Here is a 13,916-nt window from a genome sequence, read left to right as displayed (position 1 = left end):
ACCTCTACTGAAGCGCTTTCTCTCCCTCGCCTTCCGTCACCGCCGCTGAGACACGACTGTTCTGAACCGACAGGACAGAATTGCTGGCTGACGAACCATTGCCTGCTGAAACGGCAACCGGGATCCCGGCTCTGCGCGCCAGAGCTTTGTCGATTAGCGTTTTATCGCTACCTGATTCCGCTGCGAAGGCGGTAAACGCCGCTGAGTGCGTGAACGGCACCGTCTGTGGGTTTTCGCCCTCAGCCTGCGCCAGCGGCCTGTGCACCTCGATATAACGTTTGCCGTCCGGCTCGACGGAGAACTTAACCGGCTCATTGATAATCTGCACCCGCGTGCCGACGCGCACTTGTTCAAACAACGCTTTGATATCCGGCGCGTTCATTCGCATACAGCCCGAGCTGACCCGCAGCCCTACGCTGTCCGGCGCGCTGGTGCCATGAATAAGATATTCCCCATTCCCGATGCCCAGACGCAGCGCAAAGCGCCCCAGCGGGTTATTTGGCCCTGCGGGTACCACAGGCGGCAGTTTAATGCCCTGCGCCAGTGAGCGCGCTCTGATGCCCGCTGTGGGGGTCCAGGTAGGGTTAGGGATTTTCTGACTCACACGGGTGGTGCTGACCGGTGTTTCCAGCCCAAGCTGACCAATACCCAGCGGATAGACCTGCACGATATTTTCGCCAGGCGGATAGAAGTAAAGACGCAGCTCCGCCAGATTCACCACAATGCCCTCACGCTCGGTGTCCGGGAGCAGCATCTGGGAAGGAATGGTAATGACCGTTCCTGGCGCAGGGTTTACCGGTGCAATGGTATTATTGGTTTCAAGGATAAGCTGTGCGGCGGTATTAAACCGACGAGCGATAGCCTGGAGCTTATTGTCGCCTTCCTGAATGGTGTATGTCTGATTTTGCCCAATCAGGCGGCTGCCTGCGGGCGGTAAAGGATAATCAACCGCCCTGGCTGAATTAACAGCACTGAGCGAACCAAGGAGTAATAGAGTTATTAGAGACGCGCGCTTCATGCTGAGATTCCTTATTCACTGACCAAACGTCAGAAAGCTGAAAAACCAGCGAGGTGGAAACCACCCCGCGAAACAGAATGAATGCTGTTCTGTCAGTTTAGCTAAGGATTGCGGCTTTGGCGCGTATGGCGCGGATCATCGCTTCCAGTCCCTGGGAGCGGGACGGGGTGAGGTGTTGGGTTAAGGCCATTTTTTCAAACCACGAGCGAACGTCAAAGGCGACAATATCCTGCGCCGACATCTGGTGATAAAGAATAAATACGACGGCAATAAGCCCCTTCACAATGGCGGCATCGCTGTCACCCTGTAAATCGATTACGCCATCCTCCGTCTGCTGCATCTGGATCCAGACCTGGCTCTGGCAGCCCTGAATGATGTTGTCCCGGTTATGCGCCGCTTCGCTGAGCGGCGGCAGGCGCTGACCTAGCTCGATAATATAAAGGTATTTCTCTTCCCAGTTTGCGCAACGCCCAAAGTTACGCAGCAATTTATCTCTGTCCGGCAAATCTGCCATCTCTCGCCTCTCCGTTAGCCAAGCAGCTGGTGAATACGTTTCAGTCCCGCCACCAGTCTGTCGACCTCTTCCGTTGTGTTGTACATCACCAGCGATGCGCGGCACATGGCCGGTACCTGATAATACGCCATCAGTGGCATCGCGCAGTGATGCCCGGTACGTACGGCGACGCCGTAATTATCCAGGAAACTGCCCACATCATAAGCGTGATGCTTGCCGAGGTTGAAGGCTATCACACCCAGACGGTCAGCAGGGCCATATAAGGTCAGATCCGGGACGCCGGCAAGCTCCTGCAAGGCATATTGCATCAGCAGCTGTTCGTACTCCTGAATCGCCGCCAGCCCCGTTTCAGATACGTAGCTAATGGCCGCGCCCAGCCCGATGATCCCGCCCGTGTTTGGCGTGCCCGCCTCGAAGCGCCAGGGCGCCCGGGCGTAGGTTGTGCCTTCCGTCAGGCTGACGGTGGCAATCATTGACCCGCCCCCTTCCCACGGCGGCATGGCCTGGAGAATATCCTCCTTCACATACAACACGCCGATGCCCGTCGGACCATACAGCTTGTGCCCGGAGAAGACGTAGAAATCGCAGTCCAGGGCCTGAACGTCAACCGCATGGTGCATCACCGCCTGGGCACCATCAATCAACACTTTCGCACCGGCCTGATGGGCTTTGTCGACGATCAGCGCCACCGGATTTTCCGTCCCCAGCACGTTTGAAACGTGGGTCACCGCTACCAGCCGCGTTCTGTCGTCAAGCAGGGCGTCCAGCTGTTCAAGCTGAAGCGTACCGTCTTCGTTTAGCGGGATCACCCGCAGTTGTGCCCCCATACGCTCACAGAGCATCTGCCAGGGCACGATGTTAGCGTGGTGCTCCATCTGGGTGATGATGATGTTATCCCCCGCGTGCACCTGCGCATTGCCCCAGCTGTTAGCCACCAGGTTGATCCCTTCGGTGGTGCCACGCACGAACACCAGCTCTTCCGGCGAACGCGCATTGAGAAACGCCGCAACCTGCGTGCGCACGTTTTCCATGCGCTGGGTCGCCTCGGCGCTCAGAGTGTGGATCCCGCGATGGACCGCCGCATAACCGTGGCGGTAAAACTCGGCTTCCGCATCCACCACTTGATTCGGTTTTTGCGCGCTGGCCGCACTGTCGAGATAGGCCAGCGGCAGACCGTTCACTTCACGGGTCAGTACCGGAAAATCTGCCCGGACTTTCTCTACAGGAAATGTCATGCTTCGCCTCCAGGCAGCCGCTGACCGATACGGGCCAGCACCTGCTGTTTAAGTCCGCCATCGGGCAGCGCTTCCGTCAGCTCAGCCGCAAAGGCGTAAATAATCATCTTTTGCGCGGCCTGCTGGTCTATCCCGCGAGAGCGCAGGTAGAACATCTGCTCATCGTCAATACGCCCGACCGTTGCGCCGTGGCTGCATTTCACGTCGTCCGCATAAATTTCCAGCTGTGGTTTGGTGTCCACCTCTGCCAGACGTCCCAGCAAAAGGTTGTTGTTGTTCATCTGCCCGTCAGTTTTGATGGCGTGCTGCGCCACATTGATCAGGCCGTTAAACACCGCACGTCCTTTGTCGCTGACGATGGTTTTGTGCAGCTGACGGCTGTTGCAGTAGCCTTTGTTATGCTCAAGCCAGGTGCGCGTGTCGCATACTTCTGACTTCACCGGCATCGCCAGGCTGTTAATACGCAGCGTAGTGTTCTCACCGTTCAGCTGGGTGCTGGTATTGTGGCGCAGCACCGCGCCGCCAAGCAGGAAGCTGTGGCTGTACGCCGCGGCATCCTGGCCCAGCAGAATATCGTTGTGGGCGAAGTGGTGGCTGAGCGGATTCTCAAACGCCAGCTTGATATGGTGCAGCTGGGCGTTAGCCGCCACGTTCATCGTCAGACGCGAGCCGGTAAAATGGCGGGTGTCGTTCAGACTAACGTAATGCTCAATTACCGTCGCTTCTGCCCCTTCTGCCAGCTCGAGATGGTGGCGATAGTGGGCGGTGTTGATCTCGTCGCCCTCAACACCCTGGGTGATATGCATCAGCAGCAGCGGTTTCGCCGGGCGCTGGTTACGCTTAACGTGAATATGGGTGACAGACTGAGACAGGCTCTCTGTGAGGTGCAGAAAGACGTCAGGCTGAACGGGCGCGTTCAGCGACTGACGCTCATCATTAATGGCAATATCGAACCCGCTCTCCTGTACGCTGTCGCTGAGTTCCTCACGAAACTGCCCGTCTACAAACACCAGACGCACGGCATCCACGCTCAGCGCCAGCACATCGCGCTGACCGGGGCTAACCTGCGCCAGACGGGTGACAAACTCGCCGTTCAGCAGGCCGTCCAGCGGGGTATATTTCCAGTTCTCATGCTTACGCGTCGGTAAACCGAGACGCAGCATCTGCTGGAGATGGTGCTGAGCCTGTTCAGAGCGCGCTCCACCCTGCGCTTCAAACAGCCGGTGCCACTGCTGGAGTGCATTACTGCTGTTCGGTAAGCCAGCCATAACCCTGCTCCTCCAGTTGTTTAACCAGCGTAAAGTCACCGGATTTCACAATGCGCCCCTGATAAAGCACGTGGACATAGTCCGGTTTGATGTAGTCCAGAATACGCTGGTAGTGAGTCACGATAATAAATGAGCGGTTACCGTCACGCAGAGAGTTTACGCCGTCGGCAACGATCTTCAGGGCATCAATATCCAGCCCTGAATCGGTTTCATCGAGAATGCAAAGCTCCGGCTCAAGAACCGCCATTTGCAGAATATCGTTACGTTTTTTCTCACCGCCAGAAAAACCCACGTTCACCGAGCGGGTGAGCAGATCTTCGGGCATTTTCAGCAGCTTGATTTTCTCTTCCATCAGATCCTGGAAGTCAAAGCGATCCAGCGCCTCAAGCCCGCGATACTTGCGCACCGCGTTCAGCGCGGTTTGCAGGAAGAACTGGTTGCTGACGCCCGGGATTTCCACCGGATACTGGAAGGCCATAAAGATGCCCTCACCGGCACGCTCTTCAGGCGACATCTCCAGCAGATCCTTGCCGTTAAACTCAACGGAGCCGCTGGTGACCTCATAATCTTCGCGTCCTGCCAGCGTCGCTGAAAGCGTACTTTTCCCAGAGCCGTTTGGCCCCATGATGGCGTGAACTTCACCCGGTTTGACGTCAAAATTGAGCCCACGCAGGATCTCTTTCTCTTCCACGCTAACCTGTAAATCTTTAATGCTTAACATGTGCTTTCCTTAACCGACGCTGTGTTCAAGACTAATGGCGAGGAGTTTCTGGGCTTCAACGGCAAATTCCAGCGGCAGTTCAGAGAACACGTCCTTACAGAAGCCGTTAACAATCATTGAAATCGCATCTTCTTCACTGATCCCGCGTTGCAGGCAGTAGAACAGCTGATCTTCACCAATACGTGACGTAGTCGCCTCATGCTCGAGCTGGGCGCTGTTATTGCGGCATTCGACATAGGGGAAGGTATGCGCCCCGCAGTCCGCACCAATCAGCATGGAGTCGCACTGGGTAAAGTTACGTGCGTTGGTGGCTGTCGGCATGATTTTCACCAGCCCGCGATAGCTGTTCTGGCTGTGACCGGCAGAGATCCCTTTGGAGATGATGGTCGATCTGGTGTTTTTGCCGATGTGGATCATCTTGGTACCGGTATCGGCCTGCTGATGACCGCTGGTCAGCGCCACGGAGTAAAACTCACCGATGGAGTTGTCGCCGCGCAGAATACAGCTCGGGTATTTCCAGGTAATGGCGGAGCCGGTTTCTGACTGCGTCCAGGACATCTTACTGTTTTCACCCTCGCACAGCGCACGCTTGGTGACGAAGTTCAGAATACCACCGGTGTTGCCATCGCCCGGGAACCAGTTCTGTACCGTAGAGTATTTCACTTCCGCGTCTTTATGGATGATCACCTCTACCACCGCCGCGTGCAGCTGGTAGCTGTCGCGCACCGGCGCCGAACAGCCTTCGATATAGCTGACGTAGCTGCCTTCATCGGCCACCAGGATGGTGCGTTCAAACTGGCCGGTTTTTTCCGCGTTGATGCGGAAATAGGTCGAGAGCTCCATCGGGCAGCGCACACCTTTAGGCACGTAGATAAAGGTGCCGTCTGACGCCACCGCCGCATTCAGTGCCGCGAAGAAGTTATCGTTACTGGGTACCACGGTGCCAATGTATTTTTTCACCAGCTCCGGGTGATCGTGAATGGCTTCCCCAAAGGAGCAGAAAATTATCCCCTGCTCCGCCAGCTTTTCACGGTAGGTGGTTGCCACCGAGACGGAGTCAAAAATGGCGTCCACCGCCACCTCTTTACCTTCGCGCACGGGCACGCCGAGCTGATTGAAGGCCTCTTCCACCTCTTTACTCAGGAAGCTGTTCTCGGCACCGGTTTGCTGTACCGCGCCGGGCTGCGAGGCACAGGTATCATCGCAGCTGCCGCATGAGGGCGCGGAGTAGTAGCTGTAATCCTGATAGTTCAGCTTATCGTAATGCGCTTTCAGCCAATGGGGTTCTTCCATCTCCAGCCACGCGCGGAATGCGCTCAGGCGAAACTCCAGCATCCACTCCGGCTCGTTACGTTTCGCCGAAATGGCGCGCACGACCTCTTCGTTGATGCCTTTCGCCAGCTCATCGGTTTGCAGCTGCGTGAAGAAACCCTCTTTATAGTTGAGGTGTCCGCCGCTCCAGGTGTTTACATCACTCGTTGCTTCAGTATTACGAGACATAGTACCGCCTATACCCCAAAGCTTTCGCCGCAGCCGCATTCGTTCTGGGCTTTCGGGTTATGAAATTTGAATAACTGGTTTAAACCTTCTCGAACGTAGTCGACTTCGGTTCCATCGATAAACGGCATAGCCTGTAGCGCGACGTATAACTTTGCACCGTCGGTTTCAAAGACCAGATCGTCCTTTTTGGGTTCGGTTACGGTATCCAGCACGTAGCCAAATCCTGCGCAGCCCGTCTGCTTAACGCCTAAGCGTACGCCGAGGATGTCGGGATTTTTTGCCACCAGCTCATGAATATGCGCCGCCGCCGCGGGCGTCAGCGTTAAGCCACGCCAGGCAAAATCGGCCGGATTGAAGGTTTCTGAATGCAGTTCCATAGGTCCACCTCATCTGATAAGCCACCAGGGCATAACACCATGTTAGTGATAACGATTATCACTTCAACCCCCTGCGAGCAGGGGCTTTGGGCTAAACCGCCCTTTTTGGCTACTTTCATTAAGCATAGACCCTGTGACGGGATGCGGATGGGTGGGTTAGTTTTGTTCAATCCATTGATAAATAATGCATTTCATAAGAAAGGCGGTAAGGTGGCGGGCAATAATAAAAATTGTATTGAAAATACCTATTTTTAAGATAGCTATCTTCCAATAAGAAAGCGGACTCGAAAAGACAAAAAGGCCCTGACGGACCCCTTAACATCAGTGATGGAACGAGACGGCGAAACCCTGTTCACGCCAGTGGTCCAGCTGCTCCTGTTGACGAGGCGTAGGTGCTTTACCGGTCCAGACGAAAATTTTTTGTCCAGGGAAAAGTTCCGGACGTGGAGAATCAATCGGTTCAGCCAGCACGTCGATATGCCAGCCCTTGTAGGCAAGACGGGCCGCTTCCAGCCACAAATGCGTACGGTCATCGCACTCCCATCCAACCAGTAGCGCATCTTTACCTGCTTTTTTTCGTGATTCAACCAGGCTAGTAACGGCAAACTCAATCAGGACACCGTCGAGCAGGCTCGCCATATGACGCACCGTATTCTGATCCTGATTCATTCGCTGACGCACAGGGGTGATGATGTTATCTATCAGAACATCCATCGCATGGTCGCGGCGGAACTCACTGATTTTGGCGCGCAGTTTTGCCGGATTGGCATAGCGCAGAACGGTTAACATCTCTTCCTGAAACGATGCCCAGTTCCCATGCGTCATCACTTCTGTATTTTCAAGAAGCGCTTTTACTTTACCGACCGAAACACCCGTTTTCATCAGGCGTTTGATCTCTTCGATACGCAGGATATCTTCATCGTCAAACTGACGATGACCCCCTTCACTTCGCTGCGGCTTCAACAATCCATAACGGCGCTGCCAGGCACGCAGCGTAACGGGGTTGATACCGCATCGTTCGGCCACTTCGCCGATACTGTAATAGGCCATTAACTCCCTCACGCACAATACTTCCATACCTAACCAAACCAACCTTATCAGATTGTACAAATCATTTGTATAACTAACTCCTCGTTCTGAGACAAGTGAATGGCTCAAAGAACCCCTCACTCGTTAATGTATTGTTGTATAAATTTAGCCGTACGTACAGGTCACTATTAAGAGTACGTACAGGTTTTTATAAATCGTACTTTTTCTCGGGCCAGGCAATCGCCGGAATGCCCCCCAGACGCGGGCTGGCGAAAAGGTGTCCCTGGAACTGAGAAATCCCGGCTGATTCCAGCCACATCCACTCTTCAGCCAGCTCTACGCCAACCGCACAGAACAGAATTTCCAGGGACGCACAGCATTTAATGATCGACTGAATGATCGCCTGACGCGGGCCGCTCTTGTGCACGTTGGCAATCAAATCACGGTTGATCTTGATTCTGTCCGGCTGGAACTGGGCCAGCAGTTGCAGACCGGCGAATCCCGCGCCAAAGTGATCGATGGCCACGCTGATCCCGGCGCTTTTAAGCTGTTTGACCGCGCTGGTGAACTCTTCAAAGCGCGAGATGGCCTCGCTCTCGGTGAACTCGACTACAATTTGCTCCGACACAAAACCGTTCGCCTCAATTGCCGTCAGTAAAAAATCGACGGCGCCAGGAACATTGACCAGCGTCATCGGCAGCAGATTAATGGACAACGTTTGAGTCTGTAGGCCCAGCGCGCTGGCCATCGACAAAGCCACCTGTTTACTCTTCAGATCCGATTCGTACAGCTCCTCACGCGACAGGTTGGCAAAATAGCTTTCCGGGGACTCACCGGACGGCGTGCGGATCAGGGCTTCCCAGGAAACAACCTGCTGCATAAACGGATCGACGATAGGTTGAAACGCGAAACTACAGTCCGCTCCCTTTGCCACTACCGTCGGCTGGGAGGATAACGGCGTGTTTTCGGTGACAAACTCCCAGGCGTCAGCAGGAGGCAGCTCAAAGTAGTTGGCTTTTTCAGTGGCCTCAACGAAGGTGCGGAAAAATTGCAGGGCGCGATCGTTATAGGTTAGCTGATAGCGGCTTGTGCCTTTATCAAGAACCTGTTGCAGCACTTCGTTGGTGTCGTACTGACGAAGGTCGAAGAGCTCCATACCCGCATTGCCAAAACGTCTTGAAGGCCCGTGATCGCTCAACAATTCGACCACGTTGTGATGCCGTGGGTCACGGCAAATGAGCTCATAGATCTCCTTAACGTTATCAGCGGGCCCTTCAAGTAACTGAAAAAAGTGTGTGCCGTTAAACAGCAAAATCCCCGTCACATCGAACTGGCGATTTCTACAATTTGCAGCAGCGACCATGTCTTCCAGCGCTTTCACTGGAACGTCCTCGCAGATATGACTGCGGTAAATGATGGTTGTGAGCATGCTAATCCTGAAGATTGAGGGGGTGACCACGAAAACACGTGGGGAGAACTCTGTTATAGCACATTAATTTCCCAACAAATAATTTACATCTCAACGATTTACACGGCTTCTTTGCGCCTTTCCCAAGCTTGTACAACTCTGCGACGCCGCTTCGGATTGTACAATATATCTTGTGAATACCGCAGTAAATCGTATAAGAATAAGCATCTGATAAATAATGATTTTATAAAATATACTATAAAATATTTAAAAAATTGTACATTTTAAATGTACAGATTTGAAAATTATGTATACCTTAAATGTAACGTTACTGATTACGAAAATTTACAGGAGCGAAACATGCAGCAGAACGGACACCTCGCAGACTCGGCAACAGCGATTGCGCAGTATTTCGAAAAAGCCGCGCTTCCAACCCAACAGGAAACATTGGGTCAGGTTGTTGTTGAAATCCTTAGCGACGGGCGAAATCTGAATCGCAAATCGCTCTGCACAAAACTGTTGAGTCGCCTTGAAAAGGCCAATGGCCCGGAAGAGGAACATCATTATCACATGCTTCTTGGTCTGCTCTTCGAACGTTAATGTTATGAACAGCAGTGATGCGGACCGACTGATCGACCAGCTAATTGGAGAAGCCGCTCTTTCACTTTTGAAGGAGCGCGGTCCCGTGACGACCGAGGGATTGGTTCAGCGTCTGCGTAACATGCAAGCCTGTGAGACGGATCCCCAGCGGCGGGAGACATTAGCGAGGGTGATAGCTGAAATCAGCTCAGGCACGGTCGCTTTTAAAGGTCGCAGAACCGCACAAGGACGAATACAGAGAGAGGGATCTCTCAAAAATAATCGAGACAATGTAGTGCCGTTATTTGGAAATGGAAAACCGTCCGATCCCAAAAAGATGCATTGACTACAACTTTACAGCAACGGTGAGAACAAATGAGACAAAATATTCAGCTTCAACCCGAATACCACTCCGCCTTTTTAGATAGCGCGTTGTCGGAGTATTTCCGTCACGCAGGCGATCGATTTGCTGAAGAGTCTGCCATTTTTTCGACTGCGGTTCGTTGTGTTCTCGCTTCTGAAGGTCATCTGACCAACAAAGCGATCATTCTCTGGCTGATCCAGACGCTGGAAACCACCGACGATGTCGTTAAGGCGGATGTGATCCGCAAGACGCTGGAAATTGTTGTCGGTTATACCATGGACGATCTTTAACGCCTCTCCCTTCCCATCCCTACGGATAGCGTGTCATCGTCAATTCTGACGAACAGACTGACGATGACACACCCTCTCTTCCCTGACGCCCTGTTAATCAAGCACGCTGAATGTGGCATGGATCCTGCTTAGTCCGCTAAGGGACTGGGCTTTCCAGTAAACATTGCTTCATTTCTTAACAGGTCTGTTATTGATGAAAAAAATCGCCAGCGTCTGCCCTTACTGCGGTGCAGGCTGCAAACTAAACCTCGTCGTGAAAAATAACCGGATTATCCGTGCCGAAGCCGCTGATGGCGTAACCAATCAGGGCACGCTTTGCCTGAAAGGATTCTACGGCTGGGACTTTCTTAACGACACACGGCTGCTTACCCCCCGTCTGACGCAGCCCATGATCCGCTACAGCAAAGGCGAGTCCTTTACCCCTGTTACCTGGGAAGAGGCCATTCGCTATACTGCTCACAGGCTTAAAAGCATCAAAGATCAGTACGGCCCTCGATCCATTATGACCACGGGGTCCTCGCGGGGAACGGGCAATGAGACCAACTATGTGATGCAAAAATTTGCCCGTGCGGTGCTGAACACTAACAACGTCGACTGCTGCGCCCGCGTCTGTCACGGTCCGTCCGTTGCCGGTTTACAGGAGACCCTCGGCAACGGTGCCATGAGCAATTCCATTAACGATATTGAAAACTCAAAATGCCTGCTGGTGTTCGGCTATAACTGCGCCGACTCTCACCCCATCGTCGCCCGACGCGTGCTTAAAGCACGTGAAAATGGCGCAAAAATCATCGTCTGCGATCCGCGTCATATTGAAACGGCACGCATTGCCGATCTTCATCTTCAGTTGAAAAACGGCAGTAACATGGCGCTGGTCAATGCCTTTGGCTATGTCCTGCTTGAAGAGGAACTGTACGACAAAAACTACGTTGCCCGCTTCACAGAAGGGCTTGAGGCTTACCGACTGACGGTAAAAGATTACGCACCCGAGCAGGTTGAACATCTGACGGGCATTCCCGCGCGGGATGTTCGTCAGGCAATGCGCATGTTCGCGGCGGCGCCTTCAGCAACGGTAATGTGGGGAATGGGCGTTACGCAGTTTGGTCAGGCGGTTGATGTGGTGAAAGGTCTCTCCAGCCTGGCGCTGCTCACCGGCAACCTGGGCAGCCCTGCCGTCGGCGTAGGTCCGGTTCGCGGGCAAAATAACGTTCAGGGTGCCTGCGATATGGGCGTTTTGCCCAATATGTTCCCCGGCTACCAGGATGTCACTGACCCGGCGGTCAGACTGAAATTTGCCGATGCGTGGAAAATCAATGTCAGCCGGATGGACGATCGCGTCGGGACGCGTATCACCGAAGTGCCGCATCTCGCGCTGGAAGGTAAGATCAAAGCCTATTACATCATGGGGGAAGATCCGCTTCAGACAGAAGCCGATCTGGGCCTGGTCCGCCGCGGCTTTGAGTCCCTCGATTTTGTGGTGGTTCAGGACATCTTTATGACCAAAACGGCAGAGGTGGCTGACGTACTGCTCCCTGCCACGTCATGGGGAGAACATGCTGGCGTGTTCACCTGTGCCGATCGCGGCTTCCAGCGTTTTGGCAAGGCCATTGAGGCCAGCGGCAACGTCAAGCGCGACTGGGAGATCATCAGCCTGCTGGCCACGGAGATGGGCTATCCCATGCATTACGAGAATAACCAGCAGATCTGGGACGAAATGCGCGAGCTGTGCCCCCTCTTCTACGGCGTGACCTACGAAAAAATGGGCGAGATGGGCCATGTCCAGTGGCCCTGCCCAACCCTTGATCATCCCGGCACACCCTATTTGTACAGGGATAATCAGTTCGACACCCCCACTGGCAAAGGCCAGCTGTTTGCTGCCCCCTGGCGCGCTCCGGCCGAGACACCGGATACGGATTACCCGCTGGTACTTTGCACGGTGCGCGAAGTCGGTCACTACTCCTGTCGCTCAATGACCGGGAACTGCGCGGCGCTGCAAAGCCTGGCCGACGAGCCGGGCCGGGTGCAAATGAACCCGGCCGACGCGGATGAGCGTGGGATCGCCGACGGCCAATTGGTCTGGGTACGTTCACGCCGGGGTAAAGAGATCACGCGCGCCAGCATCAGCGAGCGCATCAATGCGGGAGCAATCTATATGACCTACCAGTGGTGGATTGGCGCCTGTAATGAGCTGACGCAGGATAATCTAGACCCGATCTCCAGAACGCCTGAAACGAAATATTGCGCCGTGCAGATGGAGGCGATCGAGGACCAGCGCTGGGCGGAGGATTTTGCGGCTTCTGCATACCAGACCATGAAGACGCGGTTGATCGCTGCGGTTAACGTTTAAATACATTGCCGGGTGGTGGCTATCACTGCCCGGCCAGCTATCCGCTGACGTTTTACGCTATCTGTTCTGCATAATTATTTTCCAGGTAATCGCGAAGCAGGTTCGGACGGTTCTTTTTCTCCATCAGCCTTCTCAACAGTACGATCAGCTCGTAATCGCTTCGCAGATTAAATTTTTGCATCAGCATATATTTATGGGTTAAGACCGTTTTCTGACTCATCTCCAGCGCCTGAGCGGTCTGCACTACCGACAGCCCTCGGTAAAAATTGACCAGAATACGAATTTGTTGCCGGGATAACCCTTTATGCTGGCAGTCGAAGCAGTTATGTTTAGTCCATGTGTAACCCGGTAATTGCGTCCTGAACCACGCGATAAACAGTACGCCACTGATACGATCAAGCGATGCACGGCGAGGGAGAAAAATAATGTCCTGAAAGCAGGAGGGCAACGCCGAAAAGCGCAGTTCATCGTCGACAAACCCTAGCACAATCCCTTTTTGCCGGGCGAGTAACTCGGGAAAACAGGTCAGTGTTTCACCCTGGCATAATGACAGGACAATAATATCGGCCTGACTGACGTTTTCATGGGTCAGCGCCAGGTTAAATGTGATGGCACGATGAAAGTTATGTTTAAAAAAATCCTCGAAAAATTCATGTAGCCCAGCCTGAAAAAATAGATCGGTTTCCTGAATCAGAATATTTAACATAGCTCATACCAACGTCTTTAAAAAAGGCATATCACCGGCGCTCAGTTGTACTGCATCGTCATCACCACAACTGCACTGATGCTTCCCGGCGTGACGCCACCCGTCACGGATTTAACCGAGGCCTGCATAGCCATTGTCGCGGTTCTGTCGGCACCAATAGTTTGAGTCATGCCAGAGCCTGTTCCTTTAAGCGTACCCGTTTGGGCATCGCGCATGGCTATCGCCACGTGCGTGGCCGAACCGCTGTTCATAAAATAGTCCGCGCCCGCCGCGGGATCGGGGCTGCCGGTAAAAGAGACGGTCACACTTTGCGTTCCCGTTGGGCACTGGGTGAACAGCAGACTAAATGGCACCGGATCCGATGTTGAGCCCGGCGTCGCCATATTGGTTGCCTGAATATTGCCCAGATTGACATCGAGGCTGTTACTCCCGCCATTAAATATGCACGGCGACGCAACGATATTTCCCGTCACACCGATGTTGACGCTATCAGCGGTGAAAGCCTTCCCGCTGAGTAAAGCCAGTAACAGCAGTGTCCCGTATATTATTTTCATCTTCGTACC

Annotated in this window: 15 protein-coding genes; 4 read left to right on the top strand and 11 right to left on the bottom strand. The window is 53.7% G+C overall.

Annotated elements, in window-relative coordinates; genetic code table 11:
- Window positions 1-4: 4 nt before the first annotated feature.
- From HWQ15_RS17555 to HWQ15_RS17515, 9 genes are all read right to left on the bottom strand, one after another.
- Window positions 5-1,018 (bottom strand): L,D-transpeptidase family protein, encoded by a 1,014-nt coding sequence (locus HWQ15_RS17555; protein WP_038415919.1) that lies wholly within the window; start codon window positions 1,016-1,018, stop codon window positions 5-7.
- 97 nt (window positions 1,019-1,115) lie between these two features.
- Complete coding sequence (sufE, locus tag HWQ15_RS17550; RefSeq protein ID WP_023299935.1) at window positions 1,116-1,532, bottom strand: cysteine desulfuration protein SufE; 417 nt, start codon at window positions 1,530-1,532, stop codon at window positions 1,116-1,118.
- Between the two features lie 14 nt (window positions 1,533-1,546).
- Complete coding sequence (gene sufS / locus HWQ15_RS17545) at window positions 1,547-2,767, bottom strand: cysteine desulfurase SufS (RefSeq protein ID WP_023299934.1); 1,221 nt, start codon at window positions 2,765-2,767, stop codon at window positions 1,547-1,549.
- Complete coding sequence (gene sufD, locus HWQ15_RS17540; RefSeq protein WP_063865972.1) at window positions 2,764-4,035, bottom strand: Fe-S cluster assembly protein SufD; 1,272 nt, start codon at window positions 4,033-4,035, stop codon at window positions 2,764-2,766. The genes sufS and sufD overlap by 4 nt, the downstream gene beginning before the upstream one ends.
- A complete protein-coding gene (sufC, locus tag HWQ15_RS17535; protein WP_022647874.1) occupies window positions 4,010-4,756 on the bottom strand; it encodes a Fe-S cluster assembly ATPase SufC in 747 nt (248 codons plus the stop codon). The genes sufD and sufC overlap by 26 nt, the downstream gene beginning before the upstream one ends.
- A gap of 9 nt (window positions 4,757-4,765) precedes the next feature.
- Window positions 4,766-6,256 carry a Fe-S cluster assembly protein SufB gene (gene sufB, locus HWQ15_RS17530; protein ID WP_023299931.1) on the bottom strand — a complete coding sequence of 497 codons (1,491 nt, stop codon included), beginning with the start codon at window positions 6,254-6,256 and terminating at the stop codon, window positions 4,766-4,768.
- Window positions 6,257-6,264: 8 nt separating this feature from the next.
- On the bottom strand, window positions 6,265-6,633 hold the full coding sequence (gene sufA / locus HWQ15_RS17525) for a Fe-S cluster assembly scaffold SufA (protein ID WP_022647873.1): 369 nt from the start codon (window positions 6,631-6,633) through the stop codon (window positions 6,265-6,267).
- Window positions 6,634-6,954: 321 nt separating this feature from the next.
- The gene (locus HWQ15_RS17520) at window positions 6,955-7,683 is read right to left on the bottom strand and encodes a MerR family transcriptional regulator (RefSeq protein ID WP_023299929.1); all 729 of its coding nucleotides are present in this window, start codon (window positions 7,681-7,683) and stop codon (window positions 6,955-6,957) included.
- Between the two features lie 187 nt (window positions 7,684-7,870).
- Window positions 7,871-9,091, bottom strand: coding sequence for a diguanylate phosphodiesterase (locus HWQ15_RS17515; RefSeq protein WP_063149641.1), 1,221 nt, complete (start codon window positions 9,089-9,091; stop codon window positions 7,871-7,873).
- Between the two features lie 339 nt (window positions 9,092-9,430).
- Between HWQ15_RS17515 and ycgZ the strand changes: the two genes are divergently transcribed.
- The 4 genes from ycgZ (at window position 9,431) to fdhF (ending at window position 12,647) form a co-directional block, all read left to right on the top strand.
- Window positions 9,431-9,670 (top strand): regulatory protein YcgZ, encoded by a 240-nt coding sequence (gene ycgZ, locus HWQ15_RS17510; RefSeq protein ID WP_017384632.1) that lies wholly within the window; start codon window positions 9,431-9,433, stop codon window positions 9,668-9,670.
- Between the two features lie 4 nt (window positions 9,671-9,674).
- Window positions 9,675-9,995: a hypothetical protein gene (locus tag HWQ15_RS23245; protein ID WP_045309075.1), complete on the top strand. Its 321-nt coding sequence runs from the start codon at window positions 9,675-9,677 to the stop codon at window positions 9,993-9,995.
- Window positions 9,996-10,024: 29 nt separating this feature from the next.
- Window positions 10,025-10,303, top strand: a complete 279-nt coding sequence (locus tag HWQ15_RS17505) for a biofilm/acid-resistance regulator YmgB/AriR (RefSeq protein ID WP_022647868.1) — start codon at window positions 10,025-10,027, stop codon at window positions 10,301-10,303.
- Window positions 10,304-10,496: 193 nt separating this feature from the next.
- Window positions 10,497-12,647, top strand: coding sequence for a formate dehydrogenase subunit alpha (gene fdhF / locus HWQ15_RS17500; RefSeq protein ID WP_063149640.1), 2,151 nt, complete (start codon window positions 10,497-10,499; stop codon window positions 12,645-12,647).
- 52 nt (window positions 12,648-12,699) lie between these two features.
- Here the strand turns inward: fdhF and HWQ15_RS17495 are convergent, their stop codons facing one another.
- Window positions 12,700-13,353 (bottom strand): LuxR C-terminal-related transcriptional regulator, encoded by a 654-nt coding sequence (locus tag HWQ15_RS17495; RefSeq protein ID WP_063149639.1) that lies wholly within the window; start codon window positions 13,351-13,353, stop codon window positions 12,700-12,702.
- Between the two features lie 41 nt (window positions 13,354-13,394).
- Entirely contained in the window at window positions 13,395-13,907 is a 513-nt protein-coding gene (locus tag HWQ15_RS17490; protein WP_022647865.1) for a fimbrial protein, read from the bottom strand.
- Window positions 13,908-13,916 lie beyond the last annotated feature (9 nt).

This window comes from Enterobacter sp. DSM 30060 (assembly GCF_013375955.1).
Lineage (GTDB): Bacteria > Pseudomonadota > Gammaproteobacteria > Enterobacterales > Enterobacteriaceae > Enterobacter > Enterobacter intestinihominis.
Note: the sequence above shows the minus strand (reverse complement) of the source record. Positions and strands in the feature narration are given on the sequence as shown.

What these genes read in the sequence shown, in the direction of transcription:
- HWQ15_RS17490 (WP_022647865.1), bottom strand. Translation starts at nt 13,907, where the DNA reads ATGAAAATAATATACGGGACACTGCTGTTACTGGCTTTACTCAGCGGG.
- ycgZ (WP_017384632.1), top strand. Translation starts at nt 9,431, where the DNA reads ATGCAGCAGAACGGACACCTCGCAGACTCGGCAACAGCGATTGCGCAG.
- sufE (WP_023299935.1), bottom strand. Translation starts at nt 1,532, where the DNA reads ATGGCAGATTTGCCGGACAGAGATAAATTGCTGCGTAACTTTGGGCGT.
- HWQ15_RS17555 (WP_038415919.1), bottom strand. Translation starts at nt 1,018, where the DNA reads ATGAAGCGCGCGTCTCTAATAACTCTATTACTCCTTGGTTCGCTCAGT.
- sufD (WP_063865972.1), bottom strand. Translation starts at nt 4,035, where the DNA reads ATGGCTGGCTTACCGAACAGCAGTAATGCACTCCAGCAGTGGCACCGG.
- sufC (WP_022647874.1), bottom strand. Translation starts at nt 4,756, where the DNA reads ATGTTAAGCATTAAAGATTTACAGGTTAGCGTGGAAGAGAAAGAGATC.
- sufA (WP_022647873.1), bottom strand. Translation starts at nt 6,633, where the DNA reads ATGGAACTGCATTCAGAAACCTTCAATCCGGCCGATTTTGCCTGGCGT.
- HWQ15_RS17515 (WP_063149641.1), bottom strand. Translation starts at nt 9,091, where the DNA reads ATGCTCACAACCATCATTTACCGCAGTCATATCTGCGAGGACGTTCCA.
- sufS (WP_023299934.1), bottom strand. Translation starts at nt 2,767, where the DNA reads ATGACATTTCCTGTAGAGAAAGTCCGGGCAGATTTTCCGGTACTGACC.
- HWQ15_RS17520 (WP_023299929.1), bottom strand. Translation starts at nt 7,683, where the DNA reads ATGGCCTATTACAGTATCGGCGAAGTGGCCGAACGATGCGGTATCAAC.
- fdhF (WP_063149640.1), top strand. Translation starts at nt 10,497, where the DNA reads ATGAAAAAAATCGCCAGCGTCTGCCCTTACTGCGGTGCAGGCTGCAAA.
- HWQ15_RS17495 (WP_063149639.1), bottom strand. Translation starts at nt 13,353, where the DNA reads ATGTTAAATATTCTGATTCAGGAAACCGATCTATTTTTTCAGGCTGGG.
- HWQ15_RS17505 (WP_022647868.1), top strand. Translation starts at nt 10,025, where the DNA reads ATGAGACAAAATATTCAGCTTCAACCCGAATACCACTCCGCCTTTTTA.
- HWQ15_RS23245 (WP_045309075.1), top strand. Translation starts at nt 9,675, where the DNA reads ATGAACAGCAGTGATGCGGACCGACTGATCGACCAGCTAATTGGAGAA.
- sufB (WP_023299931.1), bottom strand. Translation starts at nt 6,256, where the DNA reads ATGTCTCGTAATACTGAAGCAACGAGTGATGTAAACACCTGGAGCGGC.